This window comes from Streptomyces sp. TAA204, assembly GCF_000424965.1.
The window spans coordinates 293,850-319,964 of sequence record NZ_AUKW01000003.1 but is presented as its reverse complement, the minus strand read 5'-3'; the positions used below and the strand labels follow the sequence as shown (position 1 = coordinate 319,964).

Below are 26,115 nucleotides of genomic sequence, written 5' to 3'. Positions count from 1 at the left end.
CGTCGGCCATCAAGGCCGGCCGCGCGATCGCGCCTGTACTCCCGTGCGAGTACGCGTCGCCTCCTGTGGGTGAACGCGGCGGCCGGAGGCCGCCGTCAACGTGGTGGACACCAACCACTCATCGGAGGTCTCGTGTCCCCACATCCAGATTCCACAGTTGTCGATCGGCAGTCCGGGAGCGCTCTGTCAGCCAACGCTGACGACGCTGCGGCCATGCTCGTTGGCGCCGTCAAGCGATACGGCTCCGGCGAGTCGGCGGTCGTCGCGCTCGACGACATCACCATCGCGTTCCCGGCGGGGAAGTTCACGGCTGTGATGGGCCCGTCGGGTTCGGGAAAGTCGACGATGATGCAATGCGCCGCCGGGCTGGATCAACTGACGTCGGGCCGCGCCTTCGTCGGCAGCACCGATCTGTCGACTCTCGACGACCGCGAACTGACCAGGCTGCGCCGAGAACGGATCGGGTTCGTGTTCCAGACGTTCAATCTCGTGGCGACGCTCACGGCCGAGGAGAACATCTGCCTACCGTCGACGCTGTCGGGCCGCCGTCCGAGCGACGAAGTGCTCGATCAGGTCGTGTCGCTGCTGCGCCTCGGTGATCGCATGCATCATCGGCCCGCGGAGCTCTCGGGCGGCCAGCAACAGCGCGTCGCCGTCGCCCGGGCGCTGGTCGCCCGGCCACAGGTGGTGTTCGCCGACGAGCCCACCGGCAACCTCGACACCCGGTCCGGACAGGAGATCCTCGGAAACCTGCGGTCAGCGGTCGACAGGCATCATCAGTCGATTGTGATGGTCACGCACGATCCCAACGCCGCTGCCTGGGCGGACCGCGTCGTGTTCGTCGTCGACGGCCGGGTGCACGACGTGATGGATCGCCCGTCGGCGGATTCGGTGCTCGACGTGGTGAAGGACCTGGGGCGATGAGCCAGATGGTGCGGAGCGCGGCCCGGAGCGTGTTCGCGAGCCGGGGTCGGTTCCTGCTCACGGGCACCGCGACCGCACTGTCGGTGGCCTTCCTCGTCGCGACGCTGGTGCTGGCCGACTCGATGCGCGGCCGAGCGGCCAGCGATATCGCCGAAGCGTTGGCCGGGACGGACGCCGTGGTGCAGGGCGTTTCCCTCGGCGAGCCCGGCGGAGGACCGGGAGATTCTGCCAGGTCGGTTCGGCGATCACTGGATCCCGACATCACCGAGCGCGTGGCTTCGGTCGACGGCGTCGACGGGGCCGCCTCGCAGTGGGTCGGCTTCGCGAAGCTGGTCGTCGACGGATCGACGGTCGGAACCGGCACGGCGAGCGACGTCGGTCGCAACTGGGTCGCCGACCCGGCGCTCAATCCGTTCCGGCTCGCGAGCGGGCGACCACCGACCGAGGCCGGAGAGATCGTGATCGATCGGTCGCTCGCCGATGACGCAGACGTGGCTCCGGGTGACGTCGTACAGGTCCTGACCGCGACGGGGATGCACGACGCGACCATCACCGGTATCGCGACGTTCGCTTCGGCGGACGCGGCACCGCTGCAGCGAACGGTTCTGTTGCCCGGCGGAGCGGTGCCCGCCTGGCTCGACACGGCGGCGCCGACCGAGGCACTCGTCGACGTCGCGGAGGGCGCCGACCGCACCGAGGTGCTCGGCCGGGTGTCGGCGCTGTCCGATGCCGAGGTCGTCGACGGACCCGACCACATCCGGACGAGGCAGGACGCCGCGACGTCACCGCTGCAGTTCCTGAACGTGTTCCTCCTGGCCTTCGCCGTGGTCGCGATTCTGATCGGCGTGACGATCATCTTCAACACGTTCGCGCTCACCGTCGCCCGCCGCCGGCGGGAGTCGGGACTGCTGCGTGCGATCGGTGCGGAACGACGCCACGTGCTCGGCGGAGTGGTGATCGAGGCGGCGTTCGTCGGAACGATCGCCACGCTCGCCGGCCTCGTATGCGGGGTCGCGGGAGTGGGCGCGCTGCGCTGGGTCGTCGGACTCACCGGGGTCAGCCTGCTCACCGGGCCGACGATCGTGAGCCCGACCTCGATCGCGATCGCCGCGACCGTCGGTATCGGCGCAACGATCCTCTCGGCATGGATCCCGGCTCGCCGCGCGGCGGCGACACCACCGGTCGAGGCACTGCGCGAGAGCGCGGCCGAAGCACGAGTCGTGAGCCGAGCGCGCACTGCAAGCGGACTCGTGCTCGCCGCGGCGGCGATCGCTGGAGGAGCTGTGGCTGTGGTGGGCTCGAACCCGGTGTGGCTCATGCTCGCTGCTGCCATCGTCCCGGCGCTCGTGCTGTGCGGCCCGGCGATCGTGACAGCTTCAGCACGTTGGAGCTCTCCGGCGGCCCGCCGCGCCGCCGGTGTGTCCGGATCGGTCGCAGCGGGCAACCTGGCTGCGAGCCCCCGTCGATCGGCATCGACGGCGCTCGCGCTCATGCTCGGAACCGCGATGGTGACGGTGTTCTCGATCTTCGCGAGCTCACTGACGAGCGCGGTGGGAACGGACGTCCGTGAGGGACTGCAGGGGGACCTGGTGGTCACGTCGGCGACCCCCGACTTCTCGACGGTCGACCCCACCCTCGCCGGCCGGATAGCAGCACTGCCCGACGTCGACTCGGTCACTGCGCTGTCGGTCGCCGAAGGGATAGTGGCAGGGAAAGCCGAGGCGGTCGGCGGCATTGACCCGACGGCACTGCCCACCATGTACGACCTCGACCCGATAGCCGGCGACCTCGCCGATCTGAGCTCTGGAGGCGTGGCCGTGGTCGGTGACGACCCGGCGCTGCTCGGCGGAAGCCTGGAGATCGAGTTCGAACGATCGACCGTCGAAGCGCCGATCGTTGCCGTGGTCGAGAGGAGCACCGGCGGTTTCGAAGCCCCGGCGTACTTCGTCGACCGTGCGACACTCGACGCCTCCGTCGGCCGTCTGCTCGATGCGCAGGTGTTCGTCGACCTCGCCGACGGAGCGGTGGCGGACGCCGAGGAAGACGTGAGTGCCCTGGTCCGGGATACGCCCGGATCGTTCCTGGCGACCCGGGAAGAACACGTCGCCAGCAGCGGGAGCGAGATCGCTGCGTTCGGGAACTTCATCGACGGGATGCTCATTCTGGCGAGCTTGATCGCGCTTCTTGGGGTCGCCAACACCACGGCGCTCGCGATCAATGAACGCTCTGGAGAGATCGGGCTGCTGCGAGCGGTCGGGGCGTCTCGGCGGGAGCTGCGTCGCATCGTGCGGCTCGAGATGGCACTCCTGTCGTTCGTGGCAGCATCGATCGGTGTCGCCGTCGGAGCCGGCTTCGGCTGGGCGATGATCGATGTCACCGGGGGCGCGGAGATCCCGTCCGTCGTCGTGCCCTGGCTCCGTCTGGCCGTAACGCTGATCGTCGCAGTCGCAGCGGGCGTGGTCGCTGCGGCGTGGCCCGCGTTCCGGGTCTCCCGGGTGCCTGTGCTCGAGCTGGTGAGCCGGGACCGCTGATGCGCCAGGTCCAGCACCTGGACCGGGCGGCCCACGACCGGTCCAGGTGCAGAGACCTCCCGTCGGAGTATGCGCCCGCCACCGGCCGCGACGATGATGGTGCCATGCCGCACACGGATCACCGCACCGGTCGCGCCGATCTCGCTGCGCTCGTCGCCGCGTTGGCGGTGTCGGTCGGCGTGTTCGCCCTCGATCCGGACGTCCAGGCCGGACGGCAGCTTCCAGGCATCGCGATCGCGGCCGCCGCCGCCGTGCTGCTCGTCGTCGCCGGTCGGTTCGGTCGGGTCACCGTCGTGGCGATCGGTGTGCTGACCGTCGTCACCCTCGCATGGACCTCCAGCCCGGTCGCGCTGGGACCGATGCTCGCCGTGGCGCTGTTCCGTCTCGTGCGCCGGAGCGACGACCGCTCTGTGATCTGGTTCGGATCGTTCGTCGCGATCGTCGTCGCCGGCTTCGGGGCGCAGGCCGGTGGCGAGCCGTTCTGGTTCGAGTGGGTCACCTACTCAGCCGTTCTCCTGCTCCCGATCGCCGCCGCCGACGCCCGTCGCTCCAACCTGCGGCGTCGAGCCGACGCGGTGGAACGCCAGGTCGCCGAGCGGCTCCAGACGGAACGCCTTCGCATCGCGTACGACCTGCACGACATCGTCGCCCATTCGCTGTCGGCGATCACCGTCCAGTCCGGCATCGCCGCCCACGGGTTCGAGCGCGATCCCGCCGCCGCTCACACTGCGCTCGTCGAGATCAACGACGCAGGCAGACGATCGCTCGACGAGCTGAGATCCCTCCTCGGGCTCCTCCGGTCCGACGAGTCGGTCCCGCTTCGCCCGACACCGGCGGCCACCACCACCCTCAGCGACGTCGTCACTGCCGCCGGGCATTCGGGGAAGGTCGAGGTGGTCGAGGACGGTCACTATCCTGCGAACGTGGCGGAGAGCACCGTGGTGACGGTGCACCGCATCGTGCACGAGTGCCTGGTCAACGTCGCCCGCCACGCCGGCGACGTCCCCACGACCGTCCGGCTCCGGCACGCAGACGGCGGCGTGCACGTCACCGTGTCGAACGACGCCCCGGCCACCTCACGCGTTACGACTCCGGGCACCGGCATCGGTCTGGTCGCGATCCGCGAGCGAGCGGAGCTCCTCGGTGGCACCGTCCACGCCGGACCCACCGACAAAGGCGGGTTCACGGTGCACGCGTTCGTGCCATACCAACTGCCCGGCGGGCGGTGGGCATGACCCCTCGGCTCGACGCACCTGCCGCGACGAGGCGCGACATCCGCGTGCTGCTCGTCGACGACCAGGAGTTGGTGCGCCGCGGGTTCGCAGCACTGCTCGCCAACGAACCCGGCATCGAGGTCGTCAGTGAGGCCGGCGACGGCGCGCAGGCGATCACCGAGACCCGGCGGACACGCCCCGATGTCGTGCTGATGGACATCCGCATGCCTCGCATGGACGGACTCGACGCGACCCGGGCGATCTGCGGCGACGAACGGCTCAGCACCACCAAGGTGCTCGTGCTCACCACCTTCGCGCTCGATGAGTACGTCTACGAGGCGCTCAGAGCCGGCGCCTCCGGCTTCCTGCTCAAGGACACCCCACCGCGACTCCTGCTCGAGGCGATCACCGCCGCCGCCGACGGCGACGTCCTCATCTCACCGGCGATGACCAAGCGGTTGGTCGCCGACCTCGTTCGCCGACCGATCAGCCGTCCGGGAGACACGGGTCCCCTCGATGTCCTGAGCGAGCGAGAGCGCGAAGTACTCGCCCAGGTCGCACGGGGGAAGACCAACTCCGAGATCGGCGAGTCGCTCTACATGTCGCCGCTCACAGCGAAGACGCACGTCAGTCGCATCCTCGGCAAGCTGAACGCACGCGACCGCGCCCAGCTCGTGATCATCGGATACGAGACCGGACTCGTCAGCCCCGGCGAGTGAGCATGGTGAGCGACGTGGTGGCCAGCTCTGTCGATGTCGGCGCCGGGACCGGCCACCCACCCTGACGGCTCAGCGCTGAGAGCTCGTCTCATTTGGCGAGTCTGCGGTAGCAGATGAGGGTGCAGGCGATGCTGGGAACGCGAGGACACGTTCCGACGGCGCCGTGCGGTGCTGAGCAACTGCCTCCCTCTGGCCGTCGAGCACGAGCTGCTGCCCGGCAACCCGCTGCACCGTCTCCACTGGGAGACGCCCAAGACGGTGGAAGAGCTGGACGTGCACAGCGTCGCAACTCCGGCACAGGCGCGCTCACTGCTGGACGCCGTTCGCGAACAGGGCCGCCGTGGCACTCACCTGGTCGAGTTCTTCGCGTGCATCTACTACGCGGCGATGCGGCTCGAAGAGGTCTCCATGCTCAGCGCCGAACAATGCGTCCCCTCCGAACGATTGGGACGGCTCATGCTCGCCGGCGCCCGGCTACAGGTGGGCTCTGCCTGGACGGACGACGGGAAGCCGTACGAGGAACGGCAGTTGAAACACCGGGCCCGACGCGCGATCCGCCCGGTCCCCATCCCGCCCGTCCTGGTCGCGATTCTCCGGGAACACCTCGACACCCTCGACATCACAGCCCAGGGCCGCCTCTTCAGCGCCGTACGGGGTGGCCCTGTCCGTTTCCAGGAGTACGGGGCAGTGTGGAAGGAAGCGCGCAAGAAGGCGCTCACTCCCGCGCAGATCGCCTCTCCACTGACCGCCATTCCCTAAGACCTGCGGCACGCATGCGTGTCGTTCTGGCTCCGCTCCGGCATGAGTCTGGCCGAGACGGCCCGCCGCGCAGGACAGAGCGTCGCGGTGCTTCAACGCTACTACGCCAAGGTGCTGGACGGTTGGCCGCACACACTGGCCAGAGGTGGGACAGACGCGCATCAGGGTGAGACAGCGCGCACGCCGAAGGGGCGCCCATCGTTGATGGACACCCCTTCTGACCTGCTACTTCTCTGACCTCGGCGGAGGCGGTGGTGTTCTGGTTCAGGAGGGGCATAGAAACCCATGTCTCAGGTCATCGGAAACGGTGTCTCGGGACATGGGAAGCCTGGGTCCGGTCGATGCTCGACGGTGTCGAAAGCTAGGTTGATCATCACTGCAGTCGTCGTCGAGGGCAGGCCTCAAGCTGAGGTCGCACGGGAGGACGGGGTCTCCAAGGGGTGGGTCAACAAGCTGATCGCCCGCTACAAAGCCGAGGGCGAAGCCGCCTGTATTCCGGCTTCTTGTCGTCCCAGCGCCTCAGCAGCTCGTTTGCCGGTTGCGGCTCCTTTCCAGGATGTAGTTGTCACGTGCGTCATCAGGACGCCCAATAAGACGGCGCTGATCGTCACGAACTGCTCGCCGGTATCCAACTAATCCTCCAAGACCGGAACTTGTCGACCAGATCAGAGGACTGTACGAGGTTCGAGCCTGGAGGCGTCCGGGCCGGGTTCTCGCTCTCTGTAGTCGGCCACCATGACCGCATGACGGGCTGGCCACGCTTGGTCTCATTGCTGTAGTCGACCCCTTGCCGTTCGGGAGTCGCGGGACTCCAACGTGCAGCCTGAACTGCGCCTCAGCCGGGGGGAGTCGAGGCCAGACCGAATTGGCGCGCGCACGCGGACTGCGGCATGATCATCCCTGCACTGCACCCCCACGAACACGCGTGCTACGAATGACTCATAAGAGTGAAATGAGCTTGAAGTGACAGCAAAGAAGCTTGTCGTCCCATTCGTCGTAACCGCCGCTCTTGCGCTGGCTGTCGCGGTGATACCCCAGACGCTCCAGGGTGACGATCGGGCAGAGTCCGACCTGGTCACGGTGGCCATTGACGACAAAATGGACTGGTGAGAAGTCCCGGCCGGGTGCTCCAGGTCGACGACTGGCCAACTACGGCGAGGGGCGCTTGATCATCACGCGGTAGGTGCGGGCTCCTGGGTGCTGCTCAGGAGCCCGTCGCCTTGCGCTCTCCGAGGAAAATCCGGAGGGAAACCGCCTCGGCCTTGGCTCCCAGTCGTGCGTAGAGAGCCAGGGCCTCTTCCGCGCAGGTGCGCACCTGGCTTCCGGCCGCTATGAGCGACGTACTGCGCACGAGCCCGTCAAGTGCCCTAGCGGTGCCCAGCGGGTAATTGATCGCTCGAGAGATGCTCAGCGCTGTCCCGTAAATGTCCAGCGCCTGGTTCAGGCGCCCAGCCTTCCGATGAATGTCTGCTGTGTGCACCAATGAACGTTGTTGTTCATACGAGTTGTCGATGCTGCGTGCCAATTGTTCGGCCTTGGTGAAGTGCAACAAGGCCTCGCGCAGGCGCCCCATGTCCGAGAAGGTCTTGCCCAGGGCGATCAAGGTGTCCGCTTCGCCGCTTGTGTCGCCGCCGGTGCGGTAGCCATCGAGGGCTCGTTGCAGCGAAGCCAGGGCGCGTTCTGGCTCGCCGGTGGCGTTATAGACGACAGCCAGATTCCCCTCCAGGATCACGCAAACACGGCGCGCACCGAACCGCCGCGCCAAGTCGAGTGACCGCTCGAAATATTCGCGTGCCTCCTCATAGCGTTCTTCCAGAAGCGACAAGTCGCCCATATTGTTCAAGGCTCTCGATTCAAGCTGCTGATCGCCGAGTTCCTCCGACAGGCGAAGCATGGCGCCGAAGCGCTCCGAAGCCGCGCGGTGATCGCCGCGGTAGTGCAGTGCGACACCCTGAACGTTGAGGACCTCCGCCTGGCTGTAGCGGTCCCCGCACTCCTGGTGCAGTCGCAGCGCCCGCTCCAGTGTCCGCAAGGCTCCGTCACTGCGTCCCGCAGCGAGACGCCCGCGTCCGAGCTGAAGGAGAGCAGCGGCGGTCCCCTCGATGTCGCCGAGTTCCTCGAAGAGCGAGAGTGCCTCGGACGCGTCGCCCAGGGCGTCGCTGGGACACTCCTGGGCACGTATGCCCGCACGGTCAGTCAACGCCTGTGCCAGAGCGGGCCGGTCGGTCCCGGTGCGCAGCACGGAGACCGCGGCAGCGTGCAGTTCTGCTGCCAGGCGCCAGACACCCCAAGACTTAAGCGTGGGGGCGAGCACGTGGGAGAAACCTGCGATGCGCGACGGTGCCGAGTCCTTCGCCGTAGATGCCGCTGCGAGCAGATTGGCGCGTTCGACGTCCAGCCAGACCGAGGCCTCGTCTGCGTCGGCAAAATGTTCTGCGTACACCGGTACTTCGAGTGCCTCGCCACCGTCGACGGGCAGCCGGCGCCGCCGTGGATAAACCAGACGGTCGGCTCGATCAGCGCTGCGCAGGTAGTACGTCAGGAGACGGTCAGTTGCTGAGTGCCGCGAGCATTCCGGCTCGTCTCGGCGACACACGTGGAGGGCGAAGGCGCGTACGAGGTCGTGGAGTTGGTAACTGTCCCGTTGGCCTTCGGTGAGCAGATGCGCGTCCAGCAGCGCTTCGACATGCTGAAGCGCGGTCGATAGGCCCGTGCCGAGGAGGGCACTCGCTCCGCCGAGGGTGACGGCCGGGCCGGAGTGCAGCGAGAGACGGCGCAACAACCGCCGTGCCTCGTCGGTGAGGTCGGCGTACGACAGCTGGAAAGCCTGAGTCAGACCCAGCCCGATCTCGAGCCCCGCATCGAACTCGTCCAGCGGGTCCTGTGCCTGCGTCAGCCGGTCGTGAAGATGTTCCAGGTCCCATGACTCCCTGTGCCGGAAGCGCCCCGCCAACAGTTGCAGAGCGAGCGGGTGCCGGCCGCAGGCCTCAACAACCTGGCGCAGCGCCGCGCGGTCCGCTGTACGTGCCGCACCTGCGACGCGTCCGAACAGCTGAACCGCCTCGTTTGCGGACAGTACGTCCAGGAAGAGCGACTGGGCCCCGTCGAGTCCGGCGAGACGGACGCGGCTCGTCACGATCGCCCGGCAGGAAGGTTCGCCAGGCAGCAGGGGCGTCACCTGCTGTGTTGTGCGGGCGTTGTCCAGAATGACGAGCGCCCGGTGCCGAGCAGTCCACTCGCGCCACCGGGCGGCTCGTTCGTCCAGCGAGTCAGGTAACTCGGTGACGGCTCCCGACGATCGCAGCAGCAGGGCGAGCGCTTCGCGGGGCTCGCACCGGGACTGCTCGCTGTACCCACGCAGGTCGACGTAGAACTGCCCGTCCGGATAGCGCTCCCGCATCCGGTGTGCGGCACGGACAGTCGTCGCCGTCTTGCCGATTCCCGGCATTCCGTACACTACGGTGACCGGCATGACGGTCTCGTCCTCGCCGTCTGGACGGGCGTGATCGGCGAGCAGGGCGCAGAGTTCTCCCGTACGTCCGGTGAAGTCACGGATATCCCGAGGCAGGTTCCCCGCCCGCCGTGTTTCCGCATCTCCGATGCCGCCGCCCGACCCCTCGCCCCTGGCCCTACCACCAGTCACGTTCCGTGACGCGCTCGGCGTAGCCGCAGCGGCGCGACCCTCCGCATCTCCGCTCCCGCCCTCGGCGTGAGGCGAAGTCAGGTCCAGTGCCGGGTCCTGCTCCAGGATCTGCCGGTTGAGCCGCTGCAACTCCGTGCCGGGCCGGATCCCGAGCCGGTCGTCGAGGCACCGGTACGTCGCGCGGTAGACGTCTAACGATTCGGCATGCCTGCCGCTGCGGTAGAGCGCCAGCATCAGCGAGCCGACGGCACGCTGGGCGAAAGGATTCTCCGCGACGAGTTCGCCAAGCTCACCCACGAGGTCGGCATGGTGTCCCATCTCCAGCTCCAGGCCGATTCGCTCCTCTTTAACCCGCAGCAGGTTCTCTCGGAGCCGGGCGCGTGTGGACGCGGCCCACTCTCCCGTGAACTCGGCGAGCGGCTCTCCGCGCCACAGTGCCTCGGCCTCCCTTAGCAGGGCGACAGCTGCCGGGGGACCTTCGCGGCCGACGACATCGCGCGCCCGGACGCGCAGGCGCTCGAAGCGCAGCATGTCCACACACTCGGGAGGCACGCTGAGCCGGTACTGCCGCGGTGAAGGGCGAGCCAACCGGACCTCGTCACTCGCTGATTCGAGAGGCCTCCGTACCTTGGAGATGTAAGTACGGAGGGTCTCCAGTGAGCCGGGAGGCGGTTCCCCCTCCTCCCATACGCGAGCCACCAGGGTCTCCACGCTCACCGGTTCACCCCTTGCGTGGAGCAGGACTGCCAGCACGCGTCGATGCTGGACCGGTCCGAGCGGCAACTGCTCTCCCTTGTGCCACAGCTCCAGCGGTCCCAGTGCAATGAGGTCCACCATCACCCCCTGATGGTTCTGCCTCGTCCTGCCGATCACGGCAGTCTCCGCACCCATGTGCGGCCCCTCTCCACTCTCCCGCCGCAGCGGGTAAACGGTGAGGGGCGCATGGACGCATCCGGGGCGCACACCTCCCCGCCCACGCGGCGTCCCCGCTGCTCCGGCACGGCGCTGTCGTGCAACTCCCGCACGGCACAACGTCGGTGCAAGGTTTCTGCAATCCCGTCGTCGCGCCTGGCGGAAAGGCCTTACTCGCAAGGTCATTCCGAACGAGAGTTGAGGGAGACGGGGACTTCATGAGCGTGACCATGCTGGAGAGTGCACAGCACGTGCCATTGCGGCTAGACGTCGAACGGTGGGCGACCCGGAATGCGTGCAAGCGCGTTCTGGCTGTGGTTCACACGGTCACCGCCGGGCAGCGATTAATGGAAGCCGCACGGCTGCTGGAGGGCGACCCTCGGGTGCAGGTGTTCTTCACTGCCGGGCCCGACGTCTTCAGCAACGGGGTCCAGGAGTTCCTCGCGGGCGCTGACGGCCTGGTCCTGCCTTGGAGCCACGCTGTGCGGACGGAGTTCGACCTGGCGCTGGCGGCGGCCCACGGGGGCCTGCACGAGCTGCACGCCCCGGTGATCGTGATTCCGCACGGGGCCGGGCACAACAAGCTCCAGTCCAGGCGAGAGGGCACCATCGCTCTCGCGAAGCGGAACGTGTCCGGGCTGAGCCGGCAGTGGCTGGTGCAGGACGGCATCGTCGTTCCCCGGGCCATTGCCCTCGGTCACGAGGACGAAAGGGACCGCCTGGGCCGTGAATGCCCAGAGGCGCTTCCCGCCGTCGAGGTCGTGGGCGACCCATGCTTCGACCGCATCACGGCGAGCTTCTCGTCCCGGGCGCTGTACCGGCAGGCTCTCGGCGTCTCGCCGGAGCAGTCGCTGGTTCTGGCCTGTGCCACCTGGGGCCGAGGCTCGCTGATCCAGCGTGACTGGGGACTGCTGGAGCGACTCGTGACCGAGCTGCCGCGCGAGCGGTACCGCACCGCCTTGCTGCTCCACCCGCACGTGTGGAACACACACAGCCCGTGGATGGTACGGAGCTGGTTTGCGGCCCTAAGCCGTAGAGGGCTAGTGCTGCTCAGCCACCGTGCGGACTGGTGCGGGGCGATGGTCTCCGGGGACTTCATCGTCGGCGACCACGGTTCGGTCTCTCTGTACGGCGCGATGACCGGCGTGCCCGTCCTGGCGGCGGGCGAAACGGGGTTGGGCGGGACCGAATTGGCCCCGGACTCACCCCTTGCTGAACTGCGTTCCTTTGTGCCGCGGCTGCATCCCGACCGGCCGCTGGAAGGGCAGCTCGCCCGAAGCTCAGCGACGTACCGGCACGACCTCCACGAGAGGGTCGCGTCACGCATCACCTCCAAGCCGGGGCGGTACGTACACCGGATGCGGGCCCTGCTCTACCGGACGCTCAGGCTGCGCCCGCCCGCCGTACGGCCGGTGACTAGGCCGGCCGCACTTCCAGTCGTCGACTGCGACGACCGGAGCACCTGGTGAGCGCGGTGCAGCGGCTGTCGTTGCCCGGCGGGGCGTTGCGGGGCCGCTCGTACGAGGTGCTGACGGTGATGGAGAGCGCTGTGGCGGGCGGCCTTTACGAGCAGGGCTGCGTTGAAGGGCGGTTCGTCCGCGTCGTGCTCACCGGGCCCGCAGAGGAGCGCGTGGTGGACGAGCATCTGCGCGTCGGGCTGCACGCTCCGCCCCGCAGGCGCAGGCTCGCAGACGTTCTGGTCGGCTGCGGCGGCGACGTTCCGCGTCCAGGCGGCGTCTGCGCCGAGTGCACAGGGCGGGCGTCCACCGTGTGGTACCCGGGCGCAATGGTGGTCGCCGAGCCGCAGGGCGCGGAATGCGTGCTGCATTACGGTGCCGCGGCTCCGTGCCTGTACGGGACCGGCGCCCTGCTGACGCTCGGTGACGCTCACCGGGCGCGGGCTCCTTGGAACGTGTGGGCGTCGGCGGCGCACGCCTGGCTGGTGGCGGGATGGCCGATGGACGAGTTCGGCACGCTGCCGGATTCCGCGCACCGGCTGCCTTAGCCCAATCGGTCCGGCCCAGTCAGTCCGGGCCGACGGCGCCACTGTCGGCATCGCCTGCGTCTTCTCTGCCGGCGGTGGCGCCCGCTTCGCCGGGCCGGGCCGTGGACAGCCGCTCCATCCGGCTACGTACGGCCTCGGCCTCGTCAACGTGCCCGGCCGCCGAGTAGAGGGCGACCGCCTCGCGGTAGTGGTCCCGCGCCTGCCCGGCGCGCCCGCGCAGCCCGGCGAGCCGGGCGCAGGATTCCACAGCGCGTGCCGTCTCGTAGTCGGCGGCCATCGGACGCAGTACGGTCAGCGCCTCGGCGAGCCAGAGCTCCGCCTCTTGGAGCCCCTCCTGCCGTGCCTCCCCGCCCTCATCTCCGGTCGCGAGGCAGGTGCGAGCCATGAGTACGGCGGCGCGGGCCGCGTTGTACACGTCACCCGCGTCCCGCAGAGTGGCCCGCGCGCCGCGGGCGTTGGCCAGGGCCTCGCCCAACCGTCCGTTCTCCAGGTCGAGTTCGGCGACGTTGAAGCGCGCCAAGGCGCCCGCTCGTTCGTCGCCACACTCGGGCAGCCGGTCGACCGCGCGGGAGAACAGCTCCGCCGCCTCTGCCCGTCGGCCCAACCGGATGAGTGCCCGCCCGCGGTAGTTGAGCGTACGAGCCTGCCCGAGCGCATCGCCGGTGGCCTCGAAAAGTTGCGCCGCCCGCTCGAACTTGACCAGCGCGGCCTCGGGGTTCATGTGGAGTTCACCCATTCCGCCGGAAGTGAGCATGCGGCACTCTGCCACCGGGTCCGCCGATTCGCGTGCTGCTGCGAGTCCTTCCGCGTGTGCCGCACGCCAGTGGTCGTAGTGCTTTCTGCGGAGGAAGAGCGGCCACAGGGCGTCGGCGAGCTGCCAAGCGACAGAAGGGAAGCCCGAAGTGCGGGCCATCTTCAACGTGGCCATCGCATTTGGCAGTTCACGTTCCTGCCAGTCCAGGGCCATGTTCGCGTCCGCTTCGCGACCGTCGCCTGTGAGGTCCGGGACGATCCGGGGGCCGGGGCCGTAGGTGCGGGCCATGGTGCGGTGCTGCGGATCGATGATCTCCTCAGCGAGGGTGGCTCCCGCCAAGTAGTAGTCCGCGATTCGCCGTCGGGCCGCCAGACGCTGCTCGCGGGGTTCGTCTGCCGCCGCCTTCGCGACGGCGTGCAATCGCACCAGGTCGTGAAAGCGATACCGTTCGTCTCCTGCGTCCACCAGGAGGCTGGCGTCGTGCAGGAGGTCGAGAAGCGCCGTCGCCTTCGCCTCATACGAAGCAGGCGACGTGCCGTCTGGGCGTGCGAATGCAGCGGTGGCCACGCCGCTGCCGAATTCGCTCCCCGGGTGCAGGCTCAGCAACCGGTAGAGGTGTGCCGCCTCGGCGGGCAGCTCCCGGTAGGACAGGTCCAGCGCGGCTTGGACATTGTGGCCGTCGTCCTCGACGGTCAGTACCGCGAGCCGGCCCCGCTCCTCGGTCAGGGCCCGGACCATCGTTCCGATGCGCCGGGAGGGTCGGGTCGCCAGCCGCGCACCCGCCACGCGCACCGCGAGGGGTAACCCCGCGCACAGGTCGACGAGCGCCCGCGCCTCGTCCGGCTGATCGTCGACCCGTCCGTCCGCGAGAGTGGCCGCCAGCAGTTCAACGGCAGCGTCCTCCCCCAGCGGCTCCAACTGCACCGCCCGGCAGCCGTCGAGAGTCAAGCCGGGCAGCCGCCTCCGGCTGGTCACCACCGTGACGTTGCGGCCTCCCGGTAACAGCGGTCTGACCTGAGCGGCCGAGAGCGCGTCGTCGAGTAGCACCACCAGACGGCGCTCGCTCGTCAACGACCGGTAGAGAGTCGTGCGTTCACCGATGTCGACCGGTACCTGCTCGGCCGACACGCCGAGGTCGCGCAGGAAGCGGGCCAGTACCTCACTGGGATCGGCGGGGCTGTCCAACGACTGCGCGCGCAGGTCCGCATAGAGCTGTCCCCCGGGGTAGCGATCGCGCAACGCGCGCAGCCAGGCCAGCGCGAGAGCGGTCTTGCCGACTCCTCCGAGGCCACTCACGGCGGTCAACGTGTGGTGGCCCTGCTCCGCGAACTGAGTCCGATGGCGCTCGAGCAAGGCCAGCGCATCCTTACGGTCCGTGAGAGGTGCACCTGGCGGAAGCTGCCACGGCACGGGGGCTTCACGGCCGGCGTCGGCGAAGCCGGTGCCGATATAAACCCCGCCGTGAATCGCGCCCGCCTGCAGACTCGGCCCATACACGGAACCGCTCAACTCGTTGTTGCTGTCCGTCTCTTGACCCATCAACCGTCCCCCCTGCGGCCGCGAGCGATTCCCCCGCGCACGGCACATTCGACGTGCCGCGCAGCGGCGTCGTCGACTGCGGGCACTCGTACTGATCACGCGGTACGCCCCGGCTTAGTTGTCTGTACCAGGTGTGCGTGGTGCTGCCGAGCCGGACACCTTCCGACTGTGCAGCCGGCGGCAGCTTCGTTGCCCCACCTCTACCCACCGGTATCCGTCTGCCCTACCCCCAACCGTGCCAGGTTCAACGGCCCGGACTGGCGCCGCTGCCTTATTAGGCACCTCGCGCGAGTTGGTGAACACCATGACGTTGAAGTCGACGGCACGGACGATCCGCCCGTCGACCGCCTTCGGCAGCGGCTATCCCGGCCAGCCGCGCCCCTTCGTTCCGATGGTGCAGCGCCAGTACAACGCGGCGTGCACACCCTGGTATTCGATGCCCGGGAGGCTCGGTCAGGGCTTTGACCGGGCTGCCCGGGCGCACCGCCGCGTCCGTCAGTTCGAAGAGGATCGACCGGGGGCCGTAGGTTGATGACCTGGGGCGAGGTGCGTAGCGCGAGGGGGTCGCGACCGACTCCGCTACGCGGCGATGCGGCCCGAGGTGGTCTCCATGCTCAGCACCGACCAATGCGAACTCCCCTCCCAAGGATGGGGACGGCTCATGCTCGCCGGTGCCCGGCCACAGGTGGGCTCTGCCTGGACGGACGACGGGAAGCTCTACGAGGAACGGCAGTTGAAACACCGGGCCCGACGCGCGATCCGCCCGGTCCCCATCCCGCCCGTCCTGGTCGCGATTGGGCCTTGACCCCTGATGTTGAACACACGAGACACTGGATCCTGAGGATCTGAGAACGGACATCTCGTGGTCATGAAGAACTACCCGCCGCAGTTCAAGGCGGACGCGGTCGCGCTGTACGAGTCGCGGCCGGAAGCGACGATCAGGTCGGTCGCAGCCGATCTGGGGATCAACCCGGAGACGCTGCGGAACTGGGTGAGGGCAGCCGGCGTGAGCCGTCCCCGGGGACGGCTCACGCAGGAACCGTCTCAGCCGCCGGCCCCGTTGGAGGCCGAGAACGCCGCCTTGCGGAAGAAGGTCCGTGAGCTGGAGGAGGAACGGGAGATCCTGCGCAAAGCGGCGAAGTATTTCGCCGGGGAGACGCGCTGGTGAACCGCTTCCAGTGTGTCGCCGACCTCCAGCGCCGCTACGGCGTGAAGCGGCTCTGCAGCATCCTTGGCGTCAGCCGCTCGAGTTTCTACTACTGGCGCCGGACAGCAGCGGACCGGGCCGCCCGGCAGGCGGCCGACGCCCGCCTGGCCGCCCGGATACGGGCGGTGCACCAGGAATCGGACGGCACCTACGGAGCCCCGAGGATCACCGCCGAGCTCCGCGAGGAGAACGGTGTCGCGGTCAATCACAAGCGCGTCGCCAGGATCATGCGAGCGTCGGGGATCGAAGGGGTCCGGTTGCGTCGCCGGCATCGCACCACCGTCTCTGATCCGGCTGCGGCCAAGGCGCCGGACCTGATCGGCCGCGACTTCACTGCCACGGCCCCCAACACGAAGTACGTCGGCGACATCACCTACCTGCCCATCGAGGGCGGGAAGTTCTGCTACCTGGCGACCGTCATCGACCTCGCCTCGCGCCGTCTGGCCGGCTGGGCGATCGCCGACCACATGCGCGCGGACCTCGTCACCGACGCCCTGGCCGCGGCGATCCGAACCCGCGGCAGTCTCGCCGGATCGATCATGCACACCGACCACGGAGCTCAGTACACGAGCAGAGCATTCGCCGAAGCCTGCAGGTCAGAAGGGGTTCGGCGGAGCATGAGCGCGGTCGGGTCCAGTGCGGACAACGCACTCGCCGAGTCCTTCAACGCGACCTTCAAACGCGAGACCCTGCAGGGACGAAAGAGATGGCCAGGTGAGCGTGAGGCGCGACTCGACGCCTTCCGATGGCTCCACCGCTACAACGCCCGACGCCGACACTCCCGCCTCGGACAACGATCACCTATCGCCTTCGAGAACGCCTTCCACCTCACACCAACTACGCTGGCACAAGCCGCATAACCCGTGTTCAGGATTCGGGGTCAAGGCCCATTCTCCGGGAACACCTCGACACCTTCGACATCACAGCCGAGGGCCGCCTGTTCAGCGCCGTACGGGGTGGCCCTGTCCGTTCCCAGGAGTACGGGGCAGTGTGGAAGGAAGCGCGCAAGAAGGCGCTCACTCCCACGCAGATCGCCTCTCCACTGGCCGCCATTCCCTACGACCTGCGGCACGCGTGCGTGTCGTTCTGGCTCCGCTCCGGCGTGAGCCTGGCCGAAACGGCCCGCCGAGCAGGACAGAGCGTGGCCGTGCTTCAGCGCTACTACGCCAAGGTGCTGGATGGCGAGGAGGACAAGATGAACGCCCTCATCGGCCAAGGGTTGGCAGAGCACGAGACCGGAGCCCAGGGACCGTGAATCCTGGCCGCAGGTTGGCCGCACACACTGGTCAGGAGTGGGACACCCGCGACACGGAGTGAGACAGGGCGCACGCAGAAGGGGTGCCCGTCGACGACGGGCACCCCTTCTGACCTGCGTATACGTTCACATCGGCGGAGGCGGTGGGATTTGAACCCACGGAGACATCGCTGCCTCGACGGTTTTCAAGACCGTTCCCTTCGGCCGCTCGGGCACACCTCCCCGCGACGCCCCCGGGGGAGCGACGCGGGGACCAGCCTAGCGAATGACCGGAGGCGTCACTGATCGCCCTTGCGGGAGCCGAGCGTGACCTCGGTCGTGGCCTCCTTGCCGTCCCGCTCGTAGGTGATCTTGACCTTCTCGCCCGGCTGGTGGGTCCAGATCGTGCCGATCAGTGTCGGACCGCTGTCGATCGGCGTGTTGTCGAACTTCGTGATGACGTCGCCGGGCTTCAGGCCCGCCTTGTCGGCGGGGCCGTCCTTCGTGACGGGGTCCTGGTTGCCCTCGCCCTCGTCGGCGATGACCGCGCCGCCGCCCTTCTGGTCCATCGTGACCGTGGCGCCGATCACCGGGTAGACCGGGGTGCCGGTCTTGATGAGCTGGGTGGCCACCCGCTTGGCCTGGTTGACCGGAATGGCGAAGCCCAGTCCGATGCTGCCGGACTGCCCCTGCCCCAGTCCGCCTTCGCCGCCGCCGGCCGACTGGATCGCGGAGTTGACGCCGATGACGGCGCCCTGGGCGTTCAGCAGCGGCCCGCCCGAGTTGCCGGGGTTGATCGACGCGTCGGTCTGCAGGGCGTTCATGTACGAGGCGTTGCTGCCCTGTCCGTCGCTGGAGGCGACGGGGCGGTTCTTGGCGCTGACGATGCCGGTCGTCACCGTGCCGGACAGCCCGAACGGCGCGCCGATCGCGATGGTCGCGTCGCCGACCTTCACGTCGTTCGACTTGCCGAGGGGGAGCGGGGAGAGCTTGCGGTCGTCGGCGTTCTTGAGCTTGATGACGGCGATGTCGTAGCCCTGGGCCTTGCCGACGACTTCCGCCTCGTACCGCTTCCCGTCCGAGAAGGTCGCGGCGAGACCGCCGCCGTCGGCGCCGCTGGCGACGACGTGGTTGTTGGTGAGGATGTGGCCCTGCTTGTCGAAGACGAAGCCGGTGCCGGTCCCCTCCTCGCCGCCGCCCCGCGTCTCGATCGTCACGACGCTCGGCAGTGTCTTGCCCGCTATGCCCGCCACGGACTTGGGCGAGCGGTTGAGGGCTTCGGGGTCGGAGCCGGAGGAGATGGTGGTGGAGCCGGTGTCGTCACGGTCCGACGCCCAGAAGCCGATGCCTCCGCCGATGCCGCCCGCGACCAGCGCGGCCACGAGGACGGTCGCCAGCACTCCGCCGGGCAGCCGCTTGCCCCCCGACGGCGGGCCCGGGGGCACGGGCGGAGCGCCCCACGGGTACTGAGGTCCGCCGGGGCCTTCGGGGCCGCCGGCGCCGTGGCCCATGCCGCCGGGGCCCGGTCCGCCCGCGCCCGTACCGCCGTACGGGGGCTGGCCGCCGGGACCGCCGGGGTTGCCGGCGTCCCAGGGGCCGCCCTGGGCGGGCCGGCCTGCGTGGTCCTGGGCACCGTGGAGCCCGTGCTCGCCGAAGCCCGCCGGGGGCTGCGGAGGCTGGGCAGGGGGTTGGACGGGGGGTTGGACGGGCGGCTGGGGCGGCTGTCCGGGCGGTGCGTTCTCCATGCTCAGCCCCTGGGGGTCGGCGTCTTCAGGTGCACGGCCGTTCGCGGCGTCGTGCGCCCCCCTGTCGTGCACCGTGGGGGGCGTGGGGTTCGGCCCCGCCGCCGGCGTGGCGGCGGCGCCCTCGTTCTCGGTGCTCACTGGTATCTCCTCATCAGCTACGCGCCATCGCAAACCGGGACGTTCGCGTGTCCGGACGTCCGCAGACAGCCTTTCCCATCGTGCGTCAGACGGGCGTAAGGCGCCGCCCGACACCGGGGAACGATCCCTTACTTCGGGCATTCCGGACGCCCTGGCAGCAGGCCCCCGGCACCCGTACGGCCCCGGTGGCACGATAACCCGGTGAGCTATGAGATCCGCCCCGGGTCGCGCCTCTCCCCCGGACGCCCGGTTGCCGTGATCGCGCACCGCGGCGCCTCCGAGGCGGCCCCCGAGCACACCCTGTCCGCCTACCGCATGGCCATCGAGGCGGGTGCGGACGCATTGGAGTGCGACGTGCGGCTCACCGCCGACGGACATCTCGTCTGCGTGCACGACCGCCGGATCAACCGCACCTCCAACGGCCGCGGCGCCGTCTCCGCCCTCGAGCTCGCCGAACTGACGGCCCTCGACTTCGGCTCCTGGAAGAAGGAGGGCGCCGACGAGGACCCGAACGAGTCACCCGACCAGGAGGAGAGCGACCGCACCTCCGTGCTCACCCTGGAACGGCTGCTCCAGCTGGTGGCCGACGCACCACGCCCCGTGGAACTCGCGATCGAGACCAAGCACCCCTCGCGCTGGGCGGGCCAGGTGGAGGCGCGGCTGCTGGAACTGCTGCAGAGGTACCGAACCGTCACGCCCGTACGGGTCATGAGTTTCTCGGCCAGGTCGCTGCACCGCGTACGGGCCGCGGCACCGCACATCCCGACCGTCTACCTCATGCAACTGCTGCTGCCCAGACACCGGGACGGCCGGCTGCCGCCCGGGGTCGGGATCGCCGGGCCCAGCCTGCGCATCCTGCGCGCCCACCCGGAGTACGTGGAGCGGGCCCACCGCCTCGGCAACGAGGTCCACGTGTGGACGGTCAACGCACCGGAGGACGTCGAGTTGTGCGTCCGGCTCGGCGTGGACGCCGTGATCACGAACCGGCCCCAGGAGGTCGTGGCACAGCTTCGCTGAGGGTGCCGATTGTCCGCCGTCGTGTTAGTTACGCCACAGTCGTGTCGTTTCACGTGCTTCCCCCGACCTCAATTCAGCCTGACTGCAAACCTCTTACCTGGTGTGAACCCGCGGATTCGCGCCGTATTCGATCCCCCGGAATGCGTCAAGCGGCGGCGCGTGGCCGGTTTCCGCCAGACCCCACGTGGGCATCCATCGAATTGGCGTGGGGCAAAAGGAGGTCTCGGGGGTGGCGGTGGTTATGGCACAGAACGTGCCTGCTTCGTCGACGATGGCCGTACCTCACGGTCCCGCCGGCGTCGGGGCGGCCAGGCGCCGCATGCGCGCGGACCTGCACGCGGGCGGGGCCACGGAAACGGTCGTGGACGACGCTGTTCTGGTCCTCTCGGAACTGCTCAGCAACGCGTGCAGGCACGCGAGGCCGCTGAGCGAGGACGAATCCGTACGGGCGAGCTGGAACCGGAACGGAAATGGCGAGTTGACCATTTCCGTGACGGACGGCGGCGGCCCCACACGTCCCCTTCCGGCAACTCCCTCCATCAGCGCGCGCGGTGGCCGGGGCCTTGCCATCATCGGCGCGCTCGCCCGTGACTGGGGCGTGCGGGAGGAACTCCATGACATCTCCGGCGGAATGCTGCCGTCCGAGGGCGCCACGGGGAGGCGGGTGACGGTCTGGGTGGTGCTCGCCGGCGACGGCGGCATCGGGGAGAACCTGGCCGAGAGTCTCGCGCTGGACCTGGCAGCGGTCGAGGAACTGCGCTGACCGTCCCTCCGGCCCTCCGCACGGGGCGGGGCACAGGCGAGGAAGGGCACGCGGCGGGCCCGGCCCGCGAAGGCCGGACGACGACACGCGGAACGCCTCCCTGGGCGGGCTCAGCGGCTAGGCTCACGGCGACAGTTGGTACGGGCGGCGCACTCTGCCTGCCGTTCGTACAGCGGACGGCCGGCCGCTGACCGACCGCCGGTCACGCGCCGTCCGCCGACCGATCCCCGACCGCGACCGCGACCCGCACCCCCGGTCGCAGACCTGGAGAACCGCACGCCATGGCCAAGAAGCGCCGCCCCCAGCCGAAGGCCGCCGCACCGCAACTCACCGACGGGGAAGTGCCCGTGGTCGGTGCACGCGAGCCCTGCCCCTGTGGTTCCGGACGCCGCTACAAGGCATGCCACGGCCGTGCCGCCTCGCACGCCGCCACCGAGCTCGTACTGCGCCCGTTCGAGGGGCTGCCGGGCGAGCCCGACTGGGTCGCGCTGCGGGAGCTGGTACCGGCGGCCACCGCGCAGTTGACGCTCAAGGACGGGCTGCCGGAGGACGTGCCGTCGGTGACGCTCGCCACCGTGCTGCCCATGGCGTGGCCCGCGCTGCGCCGCGACAACGGCGAGGTGCTGCTCGGTCTGCAGAACGACACCGCATCGGGTGACATCAGCCGGGACCTCGCGGACACGCTGACCCGCGCCCTCACCACGGCTCCCGGTTCGCCGGTGGACGCCGGGCGGCCGTCACCGGAGGGGCCGCGGCTGCAGGACATCCTGGATCTGGGCGCGCCGTTCACGCCGGAGGTGCACAGCGGATTCGAGTTCTGGCTGGGCGACGGGAGCGACGGGGCGTCCGGTGAGGTCGCCGCCTCCCTGGAGCGTGCCAATTCGGCCGCGATTCCCACGGCCCGGCTCGCGGGGTCGGAAGGCGCGTACTGGTGCGAGACGCCGGAGAAGAACCATCTGCGGTGGGTGATGACGCATCCCGAGGAGCGGCTGCTGGACGCCCTCGCCCGGATGCACGCCGCAGGCAGTTCCTCGCTCGGCGGGGAGACCCGGCTCGTCGGATCCTTCCGCGCGCACGGCCTGACGGTGCCCGTCTGGGATCTGCCCGGCAGCATGACCTCCGAGGACTGCGAGAAGCCGGCGACGGCCTTCGCGGAGCGGCTGACCGTCGCACTGGACGCGGACACCCCGCTGACCGCGGAGGAAAGGCGGGCCCGGAACGGCCTCATGAACCGCCAGGTGACTCTGAGCTGAGGCCGGAGCAGACCATTCCGCGCCGGGTTCACGGAGAAAGTGTGTCGTGACTCGTGTCACATTCCAGCGGCAACTGAGCATACTGGCAGGTAAATCAACGTCCGGATCTGCGCGATCGAATTTGCTAACGGCCGATCTCTTGTTACCTTTCTAGGAGCCCGGTCGCTGGTGCATCCCCCGTCGCCAGCGACCGGGTTCTTCCATGCGCGGACCCCGCATCGCCACCAACCCGGCTGACTCGGGGGCGAGTTGCTTCCACGGCGCGGTCCCGGCCGCCCCGGCCCTGGGCCCCTGTGGGTGCCACGCAGCCCGCGGCGGCACCCCCGGCCCCGGTTTGCACCCCCGGGCCCCCGAGCGCCCGTACGGGCCTTCTCACGGCCCTCCCGCGGTCTCGCGGCCCTGGCCCCTCTCGGCGGCGTCGGGCACGGCCCGGCTCGGTGCCCACGGATACGGACAGTCCGCCCCGTACGCACGAGCCCTCGCGGCACGAGGCGGGGCCCCGGGCGTGAGGGCCCGGGGTCCGCACGACACGACGGCACGACCCACCGGACCGGCACCCGGGGTGCCTCGGGGCTCGGCACCCGGCGCGACCCCCCGGCTCGGGCACCGTGGCGGGACCCCGGGCGTCCTGGCGTCCTGGCGTCCGGGCGTCCGGGCCAACTCAGCGGCCCGACAGCCGCTTTCGCCTGCGCCGTGCCGACTCCGACCCTTACGGGTGACGCCGGCAGCGTGCTCCCGTCCCCCTGAGTACGTACCCCCCGGGGCGTTCAGTAGGTGAGGCTGGTGCCGGACCCGGGTGCCGTCGCGCTCGCCTCGACGAGCACATCGAGCACTCGCTCCATCCGGGGGAGCCACGGAGTGCCGTACGGGAGTGTTCCGCGCCCGGCACCCCGGCCGGCGGCACGCCAGCCCCTGCGGACCGCCTCGTCCTCGTCCGCGGCCACGGGCTCCCGCTCCCAGCGCACCCGGCCCGCTCCCGTCTGCGACGGCGGCAGCACGATGTACCCGCCCTCGCCGTGGAAGCGCAGCGAACTGGGCACCCAGTCATAGGCGTAGAGCCGCTCCCCCAGCTCCTCCAGGGCGTACGGGGCGACCAGCAGGGTGAAGCGTGTCGGCGTCGCGACGACGGGGCCCAGCCGCTCACCGCGGCGGTCGAGTTCGGCCAGGGCGCGGGCCCCCGCGATGGCGGGCAGGCTGAGCGCCGACGGCGCCGGGCCGCCGGTGGCGAGAAGCAGCGGCGCCGTGGGCCGGTTGGTCCACCACCAGCGGACCATACGGGCGTCGGTCGTCGCCGCGAGCAGCACCGGGTCGAAAGGGTGCGCGCCGGGAACGGCGCATTCGGCCTCCGGGCAGGAGCAGGCCGCGGGGGACGGCTGTTTGGAGTGGCGCGCGGCGGGGGAAGTGGGCGGGGCAAGGGTCGCGCCGGGCAGCACCGGCCACTCCCAGTGGGTGGCACAGTGCAGCGCCGCGTTGAGCAGCGGTGACCGGTTCATGCGTCGCCTTCCGAGGATCTCGCGCATGTGCGCTCGTTCCTTTCCGTGAACGCCAACAGAACGTCTCGACAGAGATCTTTCAGCCCATCACAACACGTCACTCACTACTCACTGTGCGTGCGAGCAAGCGCATCGTGCCGTGATCCGAGCATGGAACTTGGCGGGGTGACGCACGCATGGCACTCGCTCGCCGTGCCGCCACCTGTGCTGGTGCCCTCGATGACGCTTCGTACTGCGCCCGTGCTGACCTTGCCGGCTGTGCCTGTCCGTCGACCCGGGACGGGGTGTGGCTGCTGTCATCTAGGACGCGCCGCTCCCTCGCCGGGTTCCGTACCCGCGACGGATGTGCCGGGCCTCCGGCCTGCGCTTCCTCAGGGGCGGGGAAGCGAGCCAAGTGTGCGGGGTTGCTCCAGTCGACAGCAAATGCCGTCTCCCAGAGATGATTTTACGCCAACCTCCCGCAACCACGGCCCGCCCCCGTGAAGTCAACACCAGCACACGGACACCATGCGCGGTGCAAGGACAATGCTGGACATCCCGTTATCGGTACGTGTACATCTGGTTCATTGCCAGCGGAGCAGCGTGACATGGGGGTTTGCGATGCTATGCACAGAGAAGATCCAAGGCGAGAGAACGTTCCCGTGAACGCCCCGCAGCGGTCGAAAGTGGCCGGATTCAAACCCGTCACGTCTCCGCCGCCCCAGACTTCGCCCCCCACATCCGACGCGTCCACGGAACAGTTGGCCGCCGTGCACGACAGGCTGGCCAGCTGGGTAACCGATCTGACGACTCTTCAAGAGCTCACCGAACGTCTCTCCGGCACCCCCACCCTCGATGACGCCCTTCGCGAGACGCTGCGTGCGGGAGCCACCCTCGTGGGCGCGCAGCGCGGGCTGCTCGCGCTCGAACCCGTGGACAGCGACAGTCCTGAACGCACGATCGGGCTCGGACTGGGCCGCGCCGACATCGGCGAACTGGAGACCGTGCCGCGCAGCTCCTCCTCCTACGCCCGCATCCTGGACGGCCTGCCCACCCCCGGCGGCCCCGTGCGCGGCCACGACCTGAGCGGCGGCGACCCCGACGCCCTGAGCCAGGGCGGCCAGGGCGGCCAGGGCCAGGGCGAGGACCGCGGCTATCCCGAGATCACCCACCCGGACATCGCCACCGACGACACCCTCGACCCCCGCCACCGCGAGGTCGCCGCCCGTCTCGGTTACGCCGCCAGCTACGCGACCCCCATCGCCACGGCCGCCGCCCCCCGTATCGGCGCGGCCGTCTGGCTCTACGACGAGCCGGCCGAGCCGACAGCCCGCCAGCGCCATCTGCTCGGTCTCTATCTGCGCTGCGCCAGCGAGCAGATCGCTCGCCACATCGAGCTGGCCGGCGCCCGTGCGGATCTGGGCGCCCTGCGTGAAGGGCTGCTGCCGAGCAGGCTGCCGCGGGTGCCGGGTGTCGGGATGGCCGTGCGGCATCAGACCGGTCCGGACGGCGGCGGGGACTGGTACGACGTCCTGCCGCTGCCCGAAGGCGCGCTCGGACTCAGCGTCGGCGGCGTCACCGGCAGCGGGCCGGGAGCGGTGGCCTCGATGGGGCGGCTGCGTGCGTCTCTGCGCGCGTACGCGGTGATGGAGGGCGAGGACCCGGTCGCGGTCCTCTCCGACCTGGAGCTGCTGCTGCGGCTGACCGAACCGGCGCGTTCGGCGACGGCTCTCTTCGCTTACGTGGAACCGTCCGTGCGCCGCATCCTGCTGGCCGGCGCGGGGCACTGTCCGCCGCTGATCGTCGGTGAGCACCGCACGGAGTTCGTGGAGACGACGCTCTCCGCGCCACTGGGCATGCTCGCCTGCTGGGAGGCGCCGAGCGTCGAGCTGTCGCTGTACGAGGGGGAGACGCTGCTCCTCTACAGCGACGGGCTGCTGCACCGCACCGGCGAGGAGATGGACCGCGCGTTCGCCCGGCTGCATGCCGCTGCGGACTCCGCCCCGCCCGCGGTTCGGTGCGACCCCGACCTGCTCGTGGACCATGTGCTGCGCACCACCCTGCCGGAGGGGACGGCGGAGCGGTCTGCCGGGGACGGTCACAGCGTGCAGCCCGGCCAGCACGGCCAGCACGGTCAGCACGGCGCGTCCGAGGACGTCGTCCTGCTGGCCGCCCGCTTCTGAACGGCCCTCCCCGCCGGCACACGACACACGGCACACGGCACTACGAACGCACCGTGAACGCCCGGGACGGACGCGCCCACGCCCCGCCCGCTCCGCTGTGGCC

The 26,115-nt window shown here is 69.7% G+C and carries 19 protein-coding genes and 1 tRNA gene; 15 read left to right on the top strand and 5 right to left on the bottom strand.

Translation table 11 applies throughout. The annotated features are described in order from the left end of the window. The first annotated feature begins 213 nt into the window (after nucleotides 1-213). From H343_RS0107085 to H343_RS35225, 6 genes are all read left to right on the top strand, one after another. Nucleotides 214-924, top strand: a complete 711-nt coding sequence (locus tag H343_RS0107085; RefSeq protein WP_037902705.1) for an ABC transporter ATP-binding protein — start codon at nucleotides 214-216, stop codon at nucleotides 922-924. Beyond that, a complete protein-coding gene (locus H343_RS0107080; RefSeq protein ID WP_028430572.1) occupies nucleotides 921-3,455 on the top strand; it encodes an ABC transporter permease in 2,535 nt (844 codons plus the stop codon). Before H343_RS0107085 ends, H343_RS0107080 begins: the two co-directional genes overlap by 4 nt. Before the next feature lie 104 nt (nucleotides 3,456-3,559). Next, nucleotides 3,560-4,690, top strand: a complete 1,131-nt coding sequence (locus H343_RS0107075; RefSeq protein WP_028430571.1) for a histidine kinase — start codon at nucleotides 3,560-3,562, stop codon at nucleotides 4,688-4,690. Then, nucleotides 4,687-5,388, top strand: coding sequence for a response regulator transcription factor (locus tag H343_RS0107070; protein ID WP_051264668.1), 702 nt, complete (start codon nucleotides 4,687-4,689; stop codon nucleotides 5,386-5,388). Before H343_RS0107075 ends, H343_RS0107070 begins: the two co-directional genes overlap by 4 nt. 168 nt (nucleotides 5,389-5,556) lie before the next feature. After that, the gene (locus H343_RS35820; RefSeq protein WP_051264665.1) at nucleotides 5,557-6,147 is read left to right on the top strand and encodes a hypothetical protein; all 591 of its coding nucleotides are present in this window, start codon (nucleotides 5,557-5,559) and stop codon (nucleotides 6,145-6,147) included. A 963-nt stretch (nucleotides 6,148-7,110) separates the two neighbouring features. Continuing rightward, on the top strand, nucleotides 7,111-7,257 hold the full coding sequence (locus H343_RS35225; protein WP_158679518.1) for a hypothetical protein: 147 nt from the start codon (nucleotides 7,111-7,113) through the stop codon (nucleotides 7,255-7,257). 94 nt (nucleotides 7,258-7,351) lie between these two features. Here the strand turns inward: H343_RS35225 and H343_RS0107055 are convergent, their stop codons facing one another. Beyond that, entirely contained in the window at nucleotides 7,352-10,627 is a 3,276-nt protein-coding gene (locus tag H343_RS0107055; RefSeq protein WP_028430569.1) for a BTAD domain-containing putative transcriptional regulator, read from the bottom strand. Between the two features lie 293 nt (nucleotides 10,628-10,920). Here H343_RS0107055 and H343_RS0107050 point away from each other — a divergent pair, with 293 nt between their 5' ends. Both H343_RS0107050 and H343_RS0107045 read left to right on the top strand, forming a co-directional pair. Continuing rightward, nucleotides 10,921-12,171: a hypothetical protein gene (locus H343_RS0107050; RefSeq protein WP_028430568.1), complete on the top strand. Its 1,251-nt coding sequence runs from the start codon at nucleotides 10,921-10,923 to the stop codon at nucleotides 12,169-12,171. Then, nucleotides 12,168-12,707, top strand: coding sequence for a hypothetical protein (locus tag H343_RS0107045; protein WP_028430567.1), 540 nt, complete (start codon nucleotides 12,168-12,170; stop codon nucleotides 12,705-12,707). Before H343_RS0107050 ends, H343_RS0107045 begins: the two co-directional genes overlap by 4 nt. Before the next feature lie 19 nt (nucleotides 12,708-12,726). On the opposite strand, the gene H343_RS29305 is transcribed toward H343_RS0107045, so the two are convergent. Continuing rightward, nucleotides 12,727-14,757 (bottom strand): ATP-binding protein, encoded by a 2,031-nt coding sequence (locus H343_RS29305; RefSeq protein WP_486586812.1) that lies wholly within the window; start codon nucleotides 14,755-14,757, stop codon nucleotides 12,727-12,729. An 853-nt stretch (nucleotides 14,758-15,610) separates the two neighbouring features. Here H343_RS29305 and H343_RS34820 point away from each other — a divergent pair. From H343_RS34820 to H343_RS0107025, 3 genes are all read left to right on the top strand, one after another. Beyond that, the gene (locus tag H343_RS34820; protein WP_199778886.1) at nucleotides 15,611-15,805 is read left to right on the top strand and encodes a hypothetical protein; all 195 of its coding nucleotides are present in this window, start codon (nucleotides 15,611-15,613) and stop codon (nucleotides 15,803-15,805) included. Nucleotides 15,806-15,862: 57 nt separating this feature from the next. Further along, nucleotides 15,863-17,067 (top strand): IS3 family transposase gene (locus H343_RS0107030; protein WP_106958790.1). Its coding sequence is split into 2 segments (ribosomal slippage): nucleotides 15,863-16,154 and nucleotides 16,154-17,067, totalling 1,206 coding nucleotides; the frame shifts between segments, so codons are not numbered across the junction. 128 nt (nucleotides 17,068-17,195) lie between these two features. Next, nucleotides 17,196-17,462, top strand: a complete 267-nt coding sequence (locus tag H343_RS0107025; RefSeq protein ID WP_028430564.1) for a hypothetical protein — start codon at nucleotides 17,196-17,198, stop codon at nucleotides 17,460-17,462. Between the two features lie 135 nt (nucleotides 17,463-17,597). Here H343_RS0107025 and H343_RS0107020 read toward each other — a convergent pair. Together H343_RS0107020 and H343_RS0107015 are read right to left on the bottom strand one after the other, a co-directional pair. Next, nucleotides 17,598-17,684, bottom strand: a tRNA-Ser gene (locus H343_RS0107020). A gap of 56 nt (nucleotides 17,685-17,740) precedes the next feature. Next, the gene (locus H343_RS0107015) at nucleotides 17,741-19,324 is read right to left on the bottom strand and encodes a trypsin-like peptidase domain-containing protein (protein ID WP_028430563.1); all 1,584 of its coding nucleotides are present in this window, start codon (nucleotides 19,322-19,324) and stop codon (nucleotides 17,741-17,743) included. A gap of 201 nt (nucleotides 19,325-19,525) precedes the next feature. On the opposite strand from H343_RS0107015, the gene H343_RS0107010 reads away from it, so the two are divergent. The 3 genes from H343_RS0107010 to H343_RS0107000 all read left to right on the top strand — a co-directional run bounded on the left by H343_RS0107010 (nucleotide 19,526) and on the right by H343_RS0107000 (nucleotide 22,357). Continuing rightward, on the top strand, nucleotides 19,526-20,341 hold the full coding sequence (locus H343_RS0107010) for a glycerophosphodiester phosphodiesterase (protein WP_028430562.1): 816 nt from the start codon (nucleotides 19,526-19,528) through the stop codon (nucleotides 20,339-20,341). 241 nt (nucleotides 20,342-20,582) lie between these two features. Then, a complete protein-coding gene (locus H343_RS0107005) occupies nucleotides 20,583-21,104 on the top strand; it encodes an ATP-binding protein (protein WP_199778884.1) in 522 nt (173 codons plus the stop codon). Between the two features lie 281 nt (nucleotides 21,105-21,385). Beyond that, nucleotides 21,386-22,357: a DUF5926 family protein gene (locus H343_RS0107000; RefSeq protein WP_028430560.1), complete on the top strand. Its 972-nt coding sequence runs from the start codon at nucleotides 21,386-21,388 to the stop codon at nucleotides 22,355-22,357. A gap of 767 nt (nucleotides 22,358-23,124) precedes the next feature. Here the strand turns inward: H343_RS0107000 and H343_RS0106995 are convergent. Next, nucleotides 23,125-23,877, bottom strand: a complete 753-nt coding sequence (locus H343_RS0106995; RefSeq protein ID WP_028430559.1) for a bifunctional DNA primase/polymerase — start codon at nucleotides 23,875-23,877, stop codon at nucleotides 23,125-23,127. Between the two features lie 578 nt (nucleotides 23,878-24,455). On the opposite strand from H343_RS0106995, the gene H343_RS29300 reads away from it, so the two are divergent. Next, nucleotides 24,456-26,012 carry a PP2C family protein-serine/threonine phosphatase gene (locus tag H343_RS29300; RefSeq protein WP_486586811.1) on the top strand — a complete coding sequence of 519 codons (1,557 nt, stop codon included), beginning with the start codon at nucleotides 24,456-24,458 and terminating at the stop codon, nucleotides 26,010-26,012. Nucleotides 26,013-26,115 lie beyond the last annotated feature (103 nt).